15 protein-coding genes are annotated in these 16,702 nt (G+C 45.5%); 8 read left to right on the forward strand and 7 right to left on the reverse strand.

Annotated features, from left to right (window positions below; translation table 11 throughout):
* Positions 1–153: 153 nt before the first annotated feature.
* On the reverse strand, positions 154–3,258 hold the full coding sequence (locus IUA53_RS16760) for an efflux RND transporter permease subunit (protein WP_044446160.1): 3,105 nt from the start codon (positions 3,256–3,258) through the stop codon (positions 154–156).
* Positions 3,259–3,261: 3 nt separating this feature from the next.
* Positions 3,262–4,323, reverse strand: coding sequence for an efflux RND transporter periplasmic adaptor subunit (locus IUA53_RS16765; protein ID WP_044056017.1), 1,062 nt, complete (start codon positions 4,321–4,323; stop codon positions 3,262–3,264).
* Between the two features lie 140 nt (positions 4,324–4,463).
* Here IUA53_RS16765 and IUA53_RS16770 point away from each other — a divergent pair, with 140 nt between their 5' ends.
* The 3 genes from IUA53_RS16770 (at position 4,464) to IUA53_RS16780 (ending at position 7,092) form a co-directional block, all read left to right on the forward strand.
* Positions 4,464–5,018, forward strand: coding sequence for an NUDIX hydrolase (locus tag IUA53_RS16770; protein WP_044449290.1), 555 nt, complete (start codon positions 4,464–4,466; stop codon positions 5,016–5,018).
* A 70-nt stretch (positions 5,019–5,088) separates the two neighbouring features.
* The gene (locus IUA53_RS16775) at positions 5,089–5,856 is read left to right on the forward strand and encodes a class II aldolase/adducin family protein (protein WP_044446158.1); all 768 of its coding nucleotides are present in this window, start codon (positions 5,089–5,091) and stop codon (positions 5,854–5,856) included.
* Positions 5,857–5,907: 51 nt separating this feature from the next.
* Positions 5,908–7,092 (forward strand): mandelate racemase/muconate lactonizing enzyme family protein, encoded by a 1,185-nt coding sequence (locus tag IUA53_RS16780; protein ID WP_044446156.1) that lies wholly within the window; start codon positions 5,908–5,910, stop codon positions 7,090–7,092.
* 55 nt (positions 7,093–7,147) lie between these two features.
* On the opposite strand, the gene IUA53_RS16785 is transcribed toward IUA53_RS16780, so the two are convergent.
* Both IUA53_RS16785 and IUA53_RS16790 read right to left on the reverse strand, forming a co-directional pair.
* Entirely contained in the window at positions 7,148–8,017 is an 870-nt protein-coding gene (locus IUA53_RS16785) for an amidohydrolase family protein (protein ID WP_044446154.1), read from the reverse strand.
* 78 nt (positions 8,018–8,095) lie between these two features.
* The gene (locus IUA53_RS16790) at positions 8,096–8,854 is read right to left on the reverse strand and encodes an SDR family NAD(P)-dependent oxidoreductase (RefSeq protein ID WP_044446152.1); all 759 of its coding nucleotides are present in this window, start codon (positions 8,852–8,854) and stop codon (positions 8,096–8,098) included.
* A 227-nt stretch (positions 8,855–9,081) separates the two neighbouring features.
* Between IUA53_RS16790 and IUA53_RS16795 the strand changes: the two genes are divergently transcribed.
* Positions 9,082–10,842 (forward strand): acyl-CoA dehydrogenase family protein, encoded by a 1,761-nt coding sequence (locus IUA53_RS16795; RefSeq protein ID WP_044056012.1) that lies wholly within the window; start codon positions 9,082–9,084, stop codon positions 10,840–10,842.
* A 74-nt stretch (positions 10,843–10,916) separates the two neighbouring features.
* Here IUA53_RS16795 and IUA53_RS16800 read toward each other — a convergent pair whose 3' ends face one another.
* Complete coding sequence (locus tag IUA53_RS16800) at positions 10,917–11,462, reverse strand: DUF3016 domain-containing protein (protein WP_052806582.1); 546 nt, start codon at positions 11,460–11,462, stop codon at positions 10,917–10,919.
* Between the two features lie 133 nt (positions 11,463–11,595).
* The gene (locus IUA53_RS16805) at positions 11,596–11,958 is read right to left on the reverse strand and encodes a hypothetical protein (protein WP_156141731.1); all 363 of its coding nucleotides are present in this window, start codon (positions 11,956–11,958) and stop codon (positions 11,596–11,598) included.
* 280 nt (positions 11,959–12,238) lie between these two features.
* On the opposite strand from IUA53_RS16805, the gene ccoG reads away from it, so the two are divergent.
* The 4 genes from ccoG (at position 12,239) to IUA53_RS16825 (ending at position 16,097) form a co-directional block, all read left to right on the forward strand.
* Complete coding sequence (gene ccoG / locus IUA53_RS16810) at positions 12,239–13,672, forward strand: cytochrome c oxidase accessory protein CcoG (protein ID WP_044446148.1); 1,434 nt, start codon at positions 12,239–12,241, stop codon at positions 13,670–13,672.
* Positions 13,669–14,640: a serine/threonine protein kinase gene (locus tag IUA53_RS16815; protein WP_196897469.1), complete on the forward strand. Its 972-nt coding sequence runs from the start codon at positions 13,669–13,671 to the stop codon at positions 14,638–14,640. Before ccoG ends, IUA53_RS16815 begins: the two co-directional genes overlap by 4 nt.
* Positions 14,641–14,804: 164 nt before the next feature.
* Complete coding sequence (locus tag IUA53_RS16820) at positions 14,805–15,437, forward strand: thiol:disulfide interchange protein DsbA/DsbL (RefSeq protein WP_044446145.1); 633 nt, start codon at positions 14,805–14,807, stop codon at positions 15,435–15,437.
* A 66-nt stretch (positions 15,438–15,503) separates the two neighbouring features.
* Positions 15,504–16,097, forward strand: a complete 594-nt coding sequence (locus IUA53_RS16825; protein WP_044056007.1) for an HD domain-containing protein — start codon at positions 15,504–15,506, stop codon at positions 16,095–16,097.
* Here the strand turns inward: IUA53_RS16825 and mobA are convergent.
* Positions 16,094–16,693: a molybdenum cofactor guanylyltransferase gene (gene mobA, locus IUA53_RS16830; RefSeq protein ID WP_196897470.1), complete on the reverse strand. Its 600-nt coding sequence runs from the start codon at positions 16,691–16,693 to the stop codon at positions 16,094–16,096. The genes IUA53_RS16825 and mobA overlap by 4 nt on opposite strands.
* Positions 16,694–16,702: the final 9 nt, after the last annotated feature.

Here is a 16,702-nt window from a genome sequence, read left to right on the forward strand (position 1 = left end):
AAATTCAGACACTTGACGCATTAACATGGCGCTTACAAAGTAATTCGCATCCATATTTAAGTATATTTAAAAATACCTAAATATGGACACATTCTTTGCAAATCGTTTAAGTTCAAGCGTACGCAATGCAGAGCAAGCATGTTGCAAACACTGTTATTCACCTTTTATGTAGGGGAGCTTGGCGTCTAATCGCGCTATTTCATGAGTTCGCTGCAGTGGTGACCCAGTATTACGTGCCAACCAGCTGTAAGCGGTAGGCACCACATAAAGGGTCATAAATGCCGACACAAGTACCCCAGCGAAGATGACCATGCCTATCACCTTTCGACTTTCAGCCCCTGGGCCTGAGGCCATTACCAAGGGCAGCGCACTAAATACAGTGGTAAACCCCGTCATTACAATCGGACGTAGTCGCTGCATGGCCGCACGTTTTAATGCCTCCTCAAACGCGAGCCCTGCATCTCTTAACTGATTCGCAAATTCTACAATCAGAATGCCATTTTTAGCAGCAAGGCCAATCAGCATCACTAAACCTATTTGACTGTAAATATTCAATGTCATACCTGCGAAGTAAAGCCCAATGAAAGCGCCCACTAATGCTAACGGCACGGTAAGCATAATAACCAAAGGGTGAATCCAGCTCTCAAATTGTGCAGCAAGAATTAAATAAGTCACAGCAAGCGCAAGGATGAAAACATACACAAACGAGCTACCCGCTTCATGATAAAGTTGCGACTCACCTTTATAATCGATAGAGACATTATCAGGTAACTCTGTGGCCACAATGTTTTCTAAGTAAGACAAGGCTTCGCCTAACGTGTAGCCATCAGCGAGGTTGGCCGAAATTGTTACTGCTCGCATACGATTGTAGCGATTCAGCTGCGCAGAAGTGGCTTGCTCTGTAAACGTCAGCAAATTGTCCATAGGAATAAGTTCGCCAGTTCGCGCAGAGCGCACATAGAGATTATCAATACTACTGGGGCTTCTATAGTCTGCTTCTATTCCTTCAATAATGACATCGTACTCTTCGCCTCTGTCTAAAAAGGTCGACACCGTCCGTTGGCCTAGCATCACTTCCAGGGTTCGACCAATATCACTGATACTTACCCCAAGATCGGCGGCTCTATCTCTGTCGATGTTAATCAGCAGTTGCGGCGATGTCTCTTTATAGTCGGAATCAATTCTCACCAAGTTGGGGTTGTCTGCCGCTTTTGTCAAAACGGTATCTCGCCATGCCACCAGGTTTTCATAGGTATCTCCTTGCAACACGAATTGCACCGGGCGACCAAATCCACCACCAGAAATACCGCTACGCATAATGGCAAATGCGCGAACATCCGGCACCGCGGTTAGCTTTTCACTGATTTCATCCATTAAGGCAAATGTACTGAAATCCCGTTCGTCCCAATCGGCACTGCCGATGATTGCCATGCCCGCGTTTCCGCCAAAGCCTGGCGTTCTCACTAATAACCGCTGAATTTTTCCGCTTTCCCGGTATGGCATCAACACTTCTTCAATCCGTGCTAGGTTAGCGGCATTACTTTCAAAGCTAGCCCCCTCTTGTGCATTCATAAGAATAAAGAAATTACCCCTGTCTTCTTTAGGTACAAATTCACTCGGCACCTTCTCGGAAAGTTGAACAATGGCAAGCACGGAGATAATCAACAACAACACCATGAGCAAAGGCTGATGTAAGGTTTTACCCAAGCTTTGGTAATAGCGAGTTTCGAGTTGGCCAAAGCGTTTATCCATCCAAACGCCAAAGCCAGATGAACGGGTCTTTTTCTTGAGAAGTTTCGACGCCATCATAGGCGATAGCGTCAAGGCGGTGAAACTTGAAAACGCCACAGCAGCCGCGATGGCTAGGGCAAACTCGGTAAACAAGCGACCAATATTCCCCTCAAGGAAGACTAAAGGAACAAATACAGAAATCAGCACGAGTGTGGTGGCGATAACCGCAAACCCTACTTCTTTTGCACCGCGATAGGCAGCTAATAACGGGGGCTCACCCAACTCGATTCTGCGGTAAATATTTTCTAATACAACAATGGCGTCGTCGACCACTAAGCCAATCGCAAGCACCATGGCCAATAAGGTCAGTAGGTTAATAGAAAAGTCTAACCCATACATAACAATAAAGGCGGCCACCAGAGAAACAGGGACGGTGACTGCGGGAATCAAGGTTGCGCGAATATTGCCTAAAAATAGATAGATCACAACAACCACCATTAACATGGCAATTGCTAAGGTTTCATACACTTCATCAATGGAAGCTTCGATGAATACCGAAGAATCATAGCTAGGCACGATAAAAATGTTATCTGGTAAGGTTTCTTCAATACGCGCAATTTGAGCCTTTGCGGCCCGTGCAACTTCCAATGTATTGGACTTCGACTGTTTAATGATGCCCAAACCAATCATGTTTACGCCATCACCACGAAACTCTGTTTCGTCATCTTCAGCGGCGAGCTCTACGCGAGCTATTTCGCCAAGGCGAACTAGATAGCCGTCGTCTCCCATGGCCACTGTTAATGCAGCGAAATCATCGGGTGTTAAAAAGCTGCGTGCCACCCTGACTTCAAAATTGCGATCGAGAGACTCCACCTCACCCGCGGGAAGCTCTACGTTTTCAGCCCGAATAACGTTTTCTACATCCGTCACCGTAATCCCTCGGGCGGCCATGGCATTTCTGTCTAAAAATACCTTCATTGCATAGCGGCGGCCGCCACCAATTTGAACACGGGCAACACCATCAACAATAGATAACCTATCGACGAGGAATCGCTCTGCATAATCGGTTAATTCCATGGTATTAAGGTTGGTACTGCGCAGGTTGTACCAAACCACGGCACTTTCATCAGAATTGGCTTTTGACACTTCAGGTGGATCAGCCTGATCGGGTAAATTATTTAATGCGCGGCTAACCCGCTCACGAACATCGTTCGCTGCGGCGTCTATGTCCCGTGACAATTTGAATTCAATTGTGATATCAGAACGGCCATTACGCGACGTAGAGGTAATATTTTTTATGCCTTCTATGCCTGAAATTCTGTCTTCTAGTAATTGTGTAATCCGTGTTTCAACAATATTTGCCGATGCCCCCGTATAATTGGTGCTCACCGATACAATAGGCGGGTCTATATCAGGGTATTCTCGCAACGACAGCATTGAAATAGCCACGATGCCGAAAATAATCAGTAGCAAATTGATAACGGTAGCGAATACAGGACGTTTTACCGACACATCAGAAAGCAGCATTGTTTACTCCTTTCCTACAGCATTGAGCACGTTGACCGGAGACTGATCTCTTACTCGCAGTGTACCTTCAGTGATAACGACATCGCCTTCGCTAATGCCTGAAAGAATTTGAACCTTGCCAGGACGGCGTTCACCAATTGCCACCTCTTTTTGAATGGCAATATCGTTTTCAACCACATAAACAAATTGTTTATCTTGCACAGGCACTAAGGTTTTTTCTGGTAGAACTAGGGTGTTTAATACCCGCTTTTCTACCACGATTGTCATCAACATGCCGGGGCGAAGTCGCTTATCACTATTGTCGATATTGGCTCTCACCTTAATAGCCCGGCTAATGGGGTCAAGTCGTGTATCAATATGACTAATTGTGCCGCTAAAGGATTCGTTAGGATAGGCAGTTGTGGTGGCAGAGATTGTTTGACCGACAGCAAGACTGGCTAAGTGGTTCTCTGCAATACTGAAGTCCACTTTAATTACGCTAATATCATCTAACGTAGTGATAACATCGGCGGGACGGACTAATGCCCCTTTACTGACCGACCGCACCCCTAATACACCGGCGAACGGCGCGCTAATCTGCAGGTCGCTAAGTTGAGCTCGGGCAATGTCTAACTGTGCTTCTAATCCCTTCACCCGCGCTTGCTGTTCATCTAAAAGCTGCTCCGATGCCGCACTTGACTGCCTTAAATCTTCAATACGCGCATACTGACGCTTGGCTTCATCGATATTTGCCTTTAACTCTGCTATTCGTGCGTACTCTTCTCGATTATTGAGCTGAACCAATACCTTACCAGCCTCGACCTCTTCACCATCGTCAAAATACACAGCCTGCACCGTGTCAGTCACTTGTGCAGTAATGGTGACAGACTCATTTGCCGTGGCGGTGCCCAACGCCTCAATAGTGATTGGCATGGTTTGCATGCTGGCTACTGTGGCTCTTACTGGAGTTGCACGTGAGCCGTTTTGCTTGCTTGACTCATCAGCAGGTAAGTTGAGATAAACAACCACTCCAGCGAGTAACACGACACCGAAAAGAAGCGGGGAGATGGATATACGTGACGACATAACCTTTCCTGTTGGTAATGCTGCACTCCGTGGTAAAGTACCACGCTGGTGCAGTGACGTGTTAAATCGCCTTTTGGCGTAGTTTTAACGCGACATTATGATTGTTATTTATTTTTATTGTCTCTATTTTACCGAAACTAATGCCTATCAAAATTCGCTTATCAGCAATATTCGTTATTTTAACGCTTTTTAGTTGCGCAGATTCAACGCCCTCTGCGCCCACCTGCCGTACCTTAAATCCAGTATCGAATGTCGAGAATACAGCAGCTTCTTCGCCACAAGCGGCGGCGTGCATTATTCGGGTGCAAGATAGCTTACTATTAATTGAACATCGCGGTTCAGGAAAGCTAGACTTTCCAGGCGGCACCCAGCAGCCAAATGAGCCTCTACCTTGTACAGCGCATAGAGAAACATGGGAAGAAACGGGGTTCAACGTACTAGTAGGGCCAAAGCTTAGTGTGACTACCAACGGATTGGCGCTGTATGCTTGCCACACCAATGCGGGTATTGACACATTGCCCAGTAACTTTGCCGCCCCACCCTGGGCAAAGATAGAGGTAAAGGGGCTAAAAAAGGTAGCGCCCTTTAGCCTTACCCATTCACAATTGCGCTTTGCAGACGATTTAATTCCGCTGCGAGATGCATTCGCAGCCTATAGCCAATACGAAACACAGTTTAAAGCGCATAACCCATAACACAAAGTGCATTGTAGGTTTGCTTTGGCTTTGTTAGTTTTGTGGCATTAATGAGAAAGGAGAAAATACCGTGTTTAGCCTTGAAACCAATAGCCTGAAAGGCAAGGTATCAGATGAAGAGTGGCAAGCTCGGGTAGATTTAGCCGCGTGTTACCGATTGGTTGCCGACATGCGATGGGGCGACTTAATATATACCCATATTTCAGCGAAAGTGCCTGGCACCGAGCATTATCTCGTGAATGCGTTTGGCCTTACATTTGACGAAGTGACCGCCTCCAACCTGATAAAAGTGGATTTGGCAGGGAATATCCTTAGCGACACGCCCTATTCTATCAACCCAGCCGGCTTTACTATTCATAGTGCCATTCATGAAGTTCGCCATGATGCACAATGTGTCATTCATCTTCATACCTTAGCGACTATTTCTGTCGCCTCAGTGAAAGGTGGACTCAAACCATGGAGCCAATATTCCATGTTTTCTTTGCCTTCTTTGTCCTATCACGGGTACGAAGGGTTGGCAGTTGATGAAAATGAAAAGAAACGCCTTCAAGAGGATTTGGGTGACACTTATCATATGCTACTTCCCAACCATGGCGGCTTAACGTTAGGGCCGACTGTTGGCGATGCCTTCATGCGGTTCTACGATCTTCAGCGTGCATGTGAAATACAGCTTGCTCTTATGCAGGCCAACGCTGATGTTATTGAAATTCCCCAATCCATTATTGACGGTATCTATGCCCAAGCCAATGTTGTACACAGTGGTCAAACTGGCGGCCAAAAAGCGTGGCCAGCCATGTTAAGAAAGGCCTACAAGCTTGATCCTGGTTTTTGTGAATAAGCGTAATAGGCATGTTTACCCCCATCGGTTACACCAATTGAGAACAGATAAATGAAAGTAACAAAAGTTGAAATCTTTGACATCGAATGCCCTAAACGCCCGCAGTGGAACCCTGTTTTTGTCAGGGTCTACACTGATGAAGGTATTACAGGTGTTGGCGAGGCTGGACTCGCTTACGACTGGGGTCATAGTGCTGCAGCTCACATGATAAAAGAAATTTCTGAAGCCATGCTCATTGGCTTCAACCCATTAAACACAGAGTTATTGTGGTCTCGTATGCTCCGTGAAGGTTTTTGGGGATTAGGCGGTGGGCCTGTCATCTATGCGGCAATGAGTGCCATCGACACGGCATTATGGGACATTAAAGGTAAAGCGTTAGGTTTACCTGTTTACGAATTGCTTGGGGGTAAAACCAATGGCAAACTTCGTAGTTACGCGAGCCAATTACAGTTTGATTGGGACAAAGAAGTCACCAAATTAAACGCCCCTGCAGACTATGCTCGCGCTACCGAAAAAGCCATGAAAGACGGTTACGACGCCGTGAAGGTTGACCCTATTGTTTATGATAAAGAGGGCAATACCCACTTCGATAGAACCAAGCTATTTACCAAGCCAGAGCTGAAACTGTTCAAAGCACGTTTACAAGCCATTCGCGACACCTTAGGTGAAGATGGCGACATTATCTTTGAATGTCATAGTTTACTTGGCGCATCTACGGCGATTCAGCTAGGCGATATTGTGGAAGAAATGGGTTGCCTTTACTACGAAGAACCGGTGAATTATCTCAATGCCAAACTGCACGATAAAGTGGCGAAAAACGTTAAGGTTCCCATTGCCGGTGGCGAACGCCTTTATCATAGATGGGACGTGCGACCTTACCTAGAAGATCAATCTATTGACGTACTTCAACCCGACGTGGGATTGTGCGGTGGCTTCACCGAAGCGAAAAAAGTCTGTGATTATGCTGATATCTATGACGTACGCATTCAGGCTCACGTTTGTGGTGGCCCTGTGGCAACCGCTGCCAGCCTTCACTTAGAAACGGCTATTCCTAACTTTTTAATCCACGAGCATCATACTTATGCCATTAAGGGGTGGAACAGAGAGTTATGCCTTCAAGATCCTCAACCCGTGAATGGATTTATTGAGGCGCCTGATACGCCGGGGATTGGCATAGATTTAAATGATGAAGTGGTTTACCGCTCTCCACATATGACAGTCACCGAACTAAAATAACAGGCGATTTACAGCATGACAGAAAATTAAGGGGATGGTTTAGGACATCCCCTTTTTATTTGTCATTCAAGCGGTACCATTGTGTCGCATTTTCATGCAGCAAACCCCGTTGAACCTTTTTAGGTAGCTGAGCCACAAGCTTTTCATATCCTTGCCACAACGCCAAATAAGGTAGCCGCCAACCACATAACGGAAAGTTGCTCGCGAACATCAATTGATGGTAAGGCACCCTTTCAAAAAGGGCATCACATACCCGAGCGACCTCCTGCCAACGCCAGTCTCTAGAGGCCATTTCCCACCCAGACATTTTCATTGCAACCCCTGGGCATTCACTCAGTAACTGAATATGCCTTAGCCAGAGGTGCTTTTTTTTCGCACTGCGTGCTGCTAAGAATGATGCCCCCGTGTGATTAATCATTACCTTCAGCTGGGGCAGTGCAGATATGACATTAAGGAGTGCTGTTACAGCTGTGCTGTCTGTTAAATCAAGCTGCGCATCAAAAGACAATTGGCGGTGACTGATATGCGCTAAGCAATGCTTTACTCTCGGGGTGGTTAACAGTGTGGTCGCCTCATCATCGAGAATATGGCGAAGCCCAGTAACAGAACGCCACCTGAGTAAATTATCCACTGTCGAGCACGCCTGAGGATCCGTTAAATCGATGCAAGCCACGGCCTTAAACGGAAGAGAACAGTGCCTGTCCAAATATTCAATTTCCCGCCAAGGCAACCTATTGTTATAGCCGGCTTCAATATGGACAAACCCCTCAACCTTGCCTTGGCTTTGGGTCATTAAATGACGCTCTGTGGTGTTGCAGGCAATTCGTGGTTTATCTGGCCAAAAGGGGGGATTGTCTGGCTTCAGCCAATCATAATCTCCCTGTTGCAGGGCGAAAAAGTGAAGGTGAGGATCAAACCATGTCATCACTTACCCTCAGGTTGTTGTATTCCCACATCGATGCTAATCCACACTGAAAAGCCACTATATTCACCCACTGGTTTGTTACTGGGCGGTATACCCGCCGTCTACGGCATAGAGACTTCCGGTGATAAAGGCCGCTTTATCACTACATAAAAAGCAGACAAGATTAGCCACCTCTTCAGGCTGCCCTAACCGACCTAAAGGTTGAGCGGCGGCCTCTTCTGCCACAACCTCACCTTTGTCTGCGCCACTTGTTGCAACATATTTATCTATGGCATGATGGAAAAGCGGTGTTTCAATGGTGCCTGGGCAAACGGCATTAACTCGGATACCGAATTCAGCATAATCTAACGCGGTGGTTTTGGCGATAGAGGCCAACGCCGCTTTTGTTAATCCATACGCGAATGAATTGCGTTTTCCTACAAAGGACTGGTCTGAACCCATGACGACAATAGCGCCTTCTTTGTACTTTTTCATTGCAGGTAAACTTGCTTTAATCGCCCCGTAAGCCCCTTTAATATTTAAACTGATGATGCTGTCTAACATGGTTTCGTCAGTTTCTTCAATGGTTGCCGAAATATGCTTACCTGCGTTACAGACCAGCGCATGTATTTGTCCATACTGAGCGACCGCGTCATCTATTGCCGTTTGTACTTGAGCAACCTGGCTAACATCACAAGACATCCAAGTAGCGTGATTTAAAGGCCGATGAAAATCTCTAACGTCAAGATTGAGCACACGGTAACCTGCTTCAATAAATGCTTGGCAAACCGCATAACCAATCCCTAAACTGCCACCTGTTACAATACAAAGGGGCTTTCGGTTTTCTGTTTCGCTCATTAAGTGTGTCTCGCTGTTTCTTAGGCTAGAGGCAAATACCTAGTTTAACCCCATAGGATGCCAGCCATGGCAGAAAAAGCCAATGCAATCTCGGGTGTAAATGTGGCTTTATATTCTCGTCTGTGAATAATTTTTTATTAACTTTCCTTTAACGGACTACTCTGACTATGCTTTTTATGCCTATAATGAGGCAAAATTAAAACACCTGTTTGAAAAAGGAGTCACACATGCCTCTGTACCATGCCCCTACCGCTGATTTTCAATTCCTATTAAAAGATTGGCTAGGTCTAGATGCCCACTACCAGAAACTCGGCATTGGAGATTTTGATAGTGAATTGGCAAGTGAAATTATTGCCCAAGGCGCTAAGTTTGCCCTCGATGTTGTAGCCCCTTTAAACCGCGAGGGCGATGAAGAAGGCTGTCACTTAGAAAACGGTAGTGTGACGACACCAAAAGGGTTTGCTGATGCCTATCAAGAATACGTAGCAAATGGCTGGAACGCCATGCTAGGCAGTGCCGATTACGATGGTCAGGACCTCCCCTACACCATGGCTGTGCCCGTACATGAAATGCTTAATGCCGCCAATTTAAGCTGGCGTCTTACCACCATGCTAACGGAAAGCGCCGTGTTAGCCGTTACAAAGCATGCCAGTGACGACCTGAAAAACAAGTATCTCGCGAAGCTGATCAGTGGTGAATGGACAGGTACCATGAACCTCACTGAACCTCATGCAGGGACAGACTTAAGCTTACTCAATACAAAAGCCGAACCTCAAGATGACGGTAGCTACAAAATAACCGGCAATAAAATTTTTATTACCGCTGGTGATCAAGATTGGAGTAGCAATATTGTCCATTTAGTCCTGGCACGTTTACCTGACGCACCAAAAGGCGTAAAAGGTATCAGCCTTTTCTTGGTGCCGAAGTTCTTATTAGATGACAACAATGAACCTGGCGAAGCAAATCAGGTGTCGGTGGGCAGTATTGAACATAAGATGGGTATTAAAGCCAGTCCAACCTGTGTTATGAACTTTGACGAAGCTACAGGCTGGTTAGTTGGTGAGGAAAACAAGGGGCTAGCATGCATGTTCACCATGATGAACGATGCGAGATTCCAAGTTGGACTTCAAGGTTTAGGTGCCGCTGAAGCCTCTTACCAAGGCGCACTGACGTATGCCAGAGAACGTGTTCAGTCCCGTGCTCCGCAAGGGGTTCAAAACCCTGACGGTAAAGCTGACCCTATTGTGTTTCAACCTGATGTAGCTCGTATGCTGCTTACCCAGAAGTCACAAATTGAAGGTGCCCGCGCGCTTTCGCTTTTTTATGCCAAATTTATGGACATCGAAAAACTGGGTACAGAAGAAGAGAAAGTACATGCGGATAAAGTGCTTCAGTTTTTAACGCCTATTTGCAAAGCCTATATGACAGACATGGGACTGGAAACCACCAGCTTAGGCGTGCAAGTTTTCGGCGGCCATGGCTTCATTCGTGAGTGGGGCATGGAACAGTTAATGCGCGATGTGCGCATTGCTATGTTGTATGAAGGAACCAATGGTATCCAAGCGTTAGATCTTATTGGTCGTAAACTGACCCGTGATGGCGGCGATATGCTAAACGCGACCTATCAGGCGTTTAATGAATTGGTTGAGGCCATGACAGATAACGACAATAAAGCCCTTGCTCAAGGTTTACTTGACGACTGGCGTGCTTCATCAGCAGACTGCCTAGGTATGGATGCCACAACCGCGGCCTCTGCCGCCTGTGATTATTTAGCCTATACGGCCTACTCACTTATTGGCGTGCTTTGGTTCAGTATGGCAGACACAGCCGCACAATCGGATAACACGGTAATAGCTACCGCTAAGCAAAAAACTCGTGATTTCTATATTGATCGCATTTTGCCACGTAGAGACGCCCATAAAGTGGCCTATTCAGCGGGCGCAGAGAGTACCCTAGCGATAGCCGCCAGCGAATTCGATTATTTATAATTGCGATGTGCAAAAGCAAAATGCCGCTTATTAAAGCGGCATTTTTTAAACGTTCACATTCGGTGTACAAAGCATTAGTTGCTGGCGAAGCTTATAGAGAATGTATCGTCAAACCAATCTTCAATCATGGCTTTCTCATACACTAGCGTGTCACGATTCAACGGACGTACCCGAGAATCCATAAACGCCATGTCTTTAATTTTAATGTCTTCACCTTGCTGAACAATGCGATCATTTTCAGTCAATGTATACGACAATGTCATTCGTGGGATATCTAAACTTCGAATAATACGAACGTCAGTCATACTATTACCAAAACCGGCGAAACTTGCAGGCCAAACATGCCCAGCAAGATCCAGGTTGGTCACTTTCAGCGTTAGGCTTTGTTCACTTGGGAGTTTTTCGCCCAGCTCAAGCATAAAGGTTTCGAGTTGCTCCAGTGTGCGCTCTCTAAACCGCTTACGAGGCTCGTTACTTGGCTTAACATCTACATATTTTGTAGGCTCTACCCACTCTACTTTCACCTCAGCAGCTTGACTCGTTGCAGCCCCTGCGAAAAGTGTTGCAGCAGTAACAACGAGTCCCATTTTAGTGACGGCATTTCGAATTGTCGCTGACATCTTGTTGCTCCTCAAATATTTACCTTTTCTTGCCACTATAGCAAACTAACCTGAATGATAAATGAACAAAATAAACACAAAATGAAACTAACAGTATAAACCTCACCTTTACCATGGCTTGCAGGCAAATGCGCTAAGTACCTGATACCAAACCAGCCCCTGCCACCTTGGTACACAGGGTGACCCTGTCTTGGCCGAAAAAATTCGGATTAATCTCGTTATGCGCACAATACGCACGATAAAAATGGGATAAGTGCACACTATCTAGTGTGATGCTATGTAGGTATTCACGTTGGTAGGGTTTTAAATGAGGCATTTCATTTTCAATATCCTCTCTTAGATTTTGCAATAGGCGCTGTTGCGGCAACCTTTCTAAGGCGTAAAAGGTATCGGCAAGATTGTATTGCACTTCGTTAAGAAAATGCTGCGCGAAAGGCGAACGAACAATCAGTATAATTAACCCAATCTCAGCTAAAAGCACCATGAATCGTCGCATTAAAAATGCCCATAATAGAAAAGAATACCTTAGTGTATCTCGATTTATGCCTAGACAAGCTACCTTCAAATATACCTAGGTATAAGGAAATACGAGGATAAATGCGTGGCATGTTTTAGCGCTGAACTGCTATTACACAATATTTCTGAACTTTCAGTATTGACTGAAACATGTAAAAAAGCGATCATTCATGCCATCATTGATCTACATTAAAACGGTCAATTATTTTGGCTGTTACACTGCCTCCTAGCAGCATTGTGAAGTCGGCTAAGGTCCCCTTATGAATGAGCAGATTCCTGTAAAAAATGTTACCCCTGTTAAGGTACACAAGCCATCCTCTGGCGATGGTGGCAAACGCCATGACAGTAGAAGCCGAATTTATGTTCGTGCCGTACAGGGCCCGTTAGAAACCTTTCGTCGGTTTTTTGGGCTTATTTTCCTTGCGTTGTTCGCCGTGATCCCTTGGATTCAATACAATGGCAAGCAAGCCGTATTATTGGATATTGTTGAACAACGATTTACTATATTTGGGCTGACACTTTGGCCTCAAGACTTAACTCTGCTGGCCTACATCTTTATCGTCTCGGCGTTTGCGTTGTTTTTTGTCACCACATTTGCTGGGCGAGTGTGGTGTGGTTTTATGTGCCCTCAAACCACTTGGGTTTATATTTATACGTGGTTTGAAGAAAAAATAGAGGGGCCTCGCAATAAACGAATTAAGTTAGATGCGCGCCCTATGGATGCAGACAAGTTTATCCGTAAAACGTTGAAACACACCGCATGGGTGGCTGTGGCGCTGTTAACCGCATTAACCTTTGTGGGTTACTTCACGCCTATTGGCGCTCTGTTCATTAACTTTTTCACTTTCAATACCGGCTCTTGGGCAGCATTCTCGGTGTTGTTTTTTGCGGTTTGTACCTACGCAAACGCAGGCTACATGCGAGAAATCATGTGTACGCACATTTGTCCTTATGCCCGCTTTCAGTCTGCTATGTTCGACAAAGATACATTTACTGTATCTTACGATGCCCATCGAGGCGAGCAGCGCGGGCCCCGACCGCGTAAGCTCAGTCACGAACAGGTTCAGGAAAAAGGGCTGGGCGACTGTATCGACTGTAACCTGTGTGTTCAGGTTTGTCCTACAGGGATTGATATCCGCAATGGCTTACAATACGAATGCATTAACTGTGGTGCCTGTATCGATGCCTGTAATGGTGTAATGGATAAAATGGGTTACCCCAAAGGACTGATTAGCTTTACGTCTGAGGAGCGACTTTCTGGCGGTACAACGCATATTATCCGCCCCAAACTTATCGGTTACTTTATTGTTCTGCTCATCATGGTGGGGCTGTTGATTGCCGATATTGTCACTCGAATTCCTCTCGCCGTGGATATCATTCGAGATAGAAACGCTTTATACAGAGAAACAAACGACGGCTTGATTGAAAATGTCTATACCATCAAGGTACTCAATAAATCCCAAACCACCCAAACTTATACTATTAGTGTGGAGGGTTTACCTGAATATCGCTTTTATGGCGAACAGGAGGTCACGGTAAAAGGGGGCGAAGTATTTAGTACGCCGATATCGGTTGCAACAGACCCGTATAATCTGGAAGATGTGGTAACAGAAATCATGTTTACTGTACAAACCACCACCATTGACGGTGACGTGGTCACAGTCAACGAACCAACGAAATTTATATATCGATGACAGACTTTTCATTTTCTGGTTTAAATCCAGATACCATTTTAGATGCCCTGGAAGACCAGGGCATTTTTTTACAAAGCGGCCTGTTGGCGCTTAATAGTTATGAGAATCGGGTTTATCAGTTCCAGGCCGAGGACAATCAGCGTTACGTGGTGAAGTTTTATCGGCCCGGACGGTGGACCGACACACAGATTGAAGAGGAGCATGATTTTGCCCTTGAGTTAGCTGAAAATGAGATTCCCATAGCGGCTCCCCTTCTTATCAATGGTGAGACACTGCATCACCATGGAGGCTATCGCTTTACTTTGTTTCCATCAGTGGGCGGGCGACAATTTGAAAATGATAACCTTGACCAGCTTGAATGGATGGGCAGGTTCATTGGGCGCATTCACCGAGTAGCACAAGCAAAGCCGTTTGCGGATCGCCCAGCCATTGACACCCAGAGCTACTTAGATGAGCCAAAGCGGATACTGGAAAATAGCCAATTGTTACCCGACCATTTAAAGACGGCATTTTTTGCCATTTTAAATCCGGTCATTGAAAAAGCATCTGCTAACTATAAAAGTCAGGGCGTTATTCGCCTGCATGGAGATTGTCATCCCGGTAATATTCTATGGCGTGATGGCCCCACTTTTGTTGACTTGGATGATTGCCGAATGGGTCCCGCGATTCAAGACTTATGGATGATGCTAAGTGGCGACAGACAACAACAATTGCTGCAGCTAGACACACTGGTGGAAGCTTACGAAGAATTTAATGAATTTGATAACAGCCAACTGGCGCTTATCGAACCGTTAAGGGCCATGCGTATGGTTCATTATATGGCATGGCTTTCGCGACGCTGGGAGGACCCCGCGTTCCCACGTGCCTTTCCTTGGTTTGCCGACGACAAATACTGGGAAGGTCAAATTCTTGCGTTAAAAGAGCAAATGTCTGCCATGCAAGAGCCCCCACTTAAATTAGGGTTTTAGCGCTGACAAGCAAACGATGAAGCCGCTTACAGGTTCAGTACAAGAGCATACTCAGGCCATTCGTTGCATAAAATACCCAGATGGTCGCGTACGCTAGTGCCTTGTAAAGGCTTGTGTTAACCTTCATCGTAACAATGAAAAATCTCATCGAAGGACTTACTCCAATGAAAAAGTTTGCAGTACTGTTTATTATGGCGTTACTTATCCCGCTTACCGCGTGTGCACAAGATAGTGACGTAAAATGGAAAGAAGGCACTCACTATAAGGTGCTTGATGAAGACGCCACCAGCAAGCCTGTGATTACAGAGTTTTTCTCTTTTTGGTGCCCACATTGCTTTCAGTTTGAGCCAGTGATAAAAGACATCAAAACTAAAATGGGCGACAACGTCAAATTTAACAAAGTCCACGTTAACTTTATGGGCTTCACTGGCCCTGACGTACAAAACGATGCAACAAAGGCAATGCTCATTGCCCGCGCAATGAAGCAAGAAGACGCGCTTAACACTGCTATTTTCAACTATATTCACAAACAACGTGCATCTGTTACTGGTCTAAAAGACTTACGTAATATCTTTGTTGTTAATGGTGTTGACGGTGCTGAGTTTGATAAACTCGCCAATAGTTTTGGCGTGAACAGTATGATGCGCAAAAACCAGCAAGAAATTGATAAAAATAGAAATTACATAAAAGGTGTGCCTAGCTTTATTGTAAACGGCAAGTATCAACCCACCTTTACCTCAGACATGTCTCTTGACGATATTTCCGACCTTATTGTTTGGTTATCTAAGCAAAAGTAAAATACATTGAGTTATTTTGAAGGCCGATACTCTTATCGGCCTTTTTTTATTAGCATTGGAATCTTTATGACATTAACTCCAGCCCAATTTAGCGAATTTATAACCGAATTAGATAAATTAAAAGCAGTAAAGCGGCAGATTACCCTTCCCCTTGATAACGATAGGCAAGAAAATTCCGCGGAGCATAGTTGGCATGTTGCTTTAATGGCAACGACGCTTGCTCCCTTTGCTGCACAACCGATTGATATTAGCCGCGTTGTTCGAATGATTCTTATACATGACGTAGTAGAAATTGATGCCGGAGATTTGTTTGCCTTTCAAGAAGCAGCCGAACATGAAGCCCAAGCAGAAAAAGAACTGGCAGCCGCTAAACGAATCTTTGGTTTGCTTCCTGCGCCTTTAAATCAGGAGCTGCTGGCATTATGGCTAGAGTTTGAAGAGGCAGAAACGCCTGACGCTGAATTTGCAAAAGCGATGGATAGAGTGCTGCCTGTGTTTCAAAACATGCAAAATCAAGGGGGCAGTTGGAAAAAGCATGGGGTGACACGGGAGAAAATTGCACAAAGAAACAAACACCTTATTACCTGTGCACCAAGCTTATGGGATTACGTTAATACACAGTTGGATAATGCCGTAAAAAAGGGGTGGCTACTGCCTTAAGAAATCTGCGTTTGGCCACGTTGGGTTAGTGATTGCAACTGTGAAAAGTCGTGTGGCGTATTGACGTTGAGTAATGCTAAGTGCAAACGCGAAGAAAGGGGAACCGTTTGTGCGTGACACACGTTGGCAAGCGCTTTCATTGAAGGCATCGGTGAGTCGGTGATTAACTTATTAAGTTCTTCGAGGTAATCAACGGGTTTGTAGATAACCAATGGAAACCAGTCTCTATTGTAATAACAGCTTGTTTGCTGAGATAAACTCAACCCAATAAGCTGGTGTAGTAACACCGCACTTAACATCGGCATATCTACCGGTAAAAGAACCAGCGCATGTGCCTGATTAAGGATGTTTTCTTTTGCCTCATTCATGGCAAAAATCGTGGCCGCTGCCGGCCCTCGATGAGGAATACAATCGACAATATCTTTACCCTTGCCTCCCACAGTGCAAACATCAGTAACACCGGCGTCAAGGGCAATACGCTTGGTACGTTGCTCAAAGCTAGTTCCTTGAAACAACAATGAGCTTTTGTCTCTTCCCATACGACGTGACTGGCCGCCGCAGAGAAGAAACAAGTGCACGTTTTGTGGTAACTTCATACGCTTCAT

Source organism: Alteromonas sp. B31-7 (assembly GCF_015767655.1).
GTDB classification, from domain to species: Bacteria; Pseudomonadota; Gammaproteobacteria; order Enterobacterales; family Alteromonadaceae; genus Alteromonas; species Alteromonas australica.

What these genes read in the sequence shown, in the direction of transcription:
- IUA53_RS16760 (WP_044446160.1), bottom strand. Translation starts at nt 3,258, where the DNA reads ATGCTGCTTTCTGATGTGTCGGTAAAACGTCCTGTATTCGCTACCGTT.
- IUA53_RS16765 (WP_044056017.1), bottom strand. Translation starts at nt 4,323, where the DNA reads ATGTCGTCACGTATATCCATCTCCCCGCTTCTTTTCGGTGTCGTGTTA.
- IUA53_RS16770 (WP_044449290.1), top strand. Translation starts at nt 4,464, where the DNA reads ATGCCTATCAAAATTCGCTTATCAGCAATATTCGTTATTTTAACGCTT.
- IUA53_RS16780 (WP_044446156.1), top strand. Translation starts at nt 5,908, where the DNA reads ATGAAAGTAACAAAAGTTGAAATCTTTGACATCGAATGCCCTAAACGC.
- IUA53_RS16785 (WP_044446154.1), bottom strand. Translation starts at nt 8,017, where the DNA reads ATGACATGGTTTGATCCTCACCTTCACTTTTTCGCCCTGCAACAGGGA.
- IUA53_RS16790 (WP_044446152.1), bottom strand. Translation starts at nt 8,854, where the DNA reads ATGAGCGAAACAGAAAACCGAAAGCCCCTTTGTATTGTAACAGGTGGC.
- IUA53_RS16795 (WP_044056012.1), top strand. Translation starts at nt 9,082, where the DNA reads ATGCCTCTGTACCATGCCCCTACCGCTGATTTTCAATTCCTATTAAAA.
- IUA53_RS16800 (WP_052806582.1), bottom strand. Translation starts at nt 11,462, where the DNA reads ATGTCAGCGACAATTCGAAATGCCGTCACTAAAATGGGACTCGTTGTT.
- IUA53_RS16805 (WP_156141731.1), bottom strand. Translation starts at nt 11,958, where the DNA reads ATGCGACGATTCATGGTGCTTTTAGCTGAGATTGGGTTAATTATACTG.
- ccoG (WP_044446148.1), top strand. Translation starts at nt 12,239, where the DNA reads ATGAATGAGCAGATTCCTGTAAAAAATGTTACCCCTGTTAAGGTACAC.
- IUA53_RS16815 (WP_196897469.1), top strand. Translation starts at nt 13,669, where the DNA reads ATGACAGACTTTTCATTTTCTGGTTTAAATCCAGATACCATTTTAGAT.
- IUA53_RS16820 (WP_044446145.1), top strand. Translation starts at nt 14,805, where the DNA reads ATGAAAAAGTTTGCAGTACTGTTTATTATGGCGTTACTTATCCCGCTT.
- IUA53_RS16825 (WP_044056007.1), top strand. Translation starts at nt 15,504, where the DNA reads ATGACATTAACTCCAGCCCAATTTAGCGAATTTATAACCGAATTAGAT.
- mobA (WP_196897470.1), bottom strand. Translation starts at nt 16,693, where the DNA reads ATGAAGTTACCACAAAACGTGCACTTGTTTCTTCTCTGCGGCGGCCAG.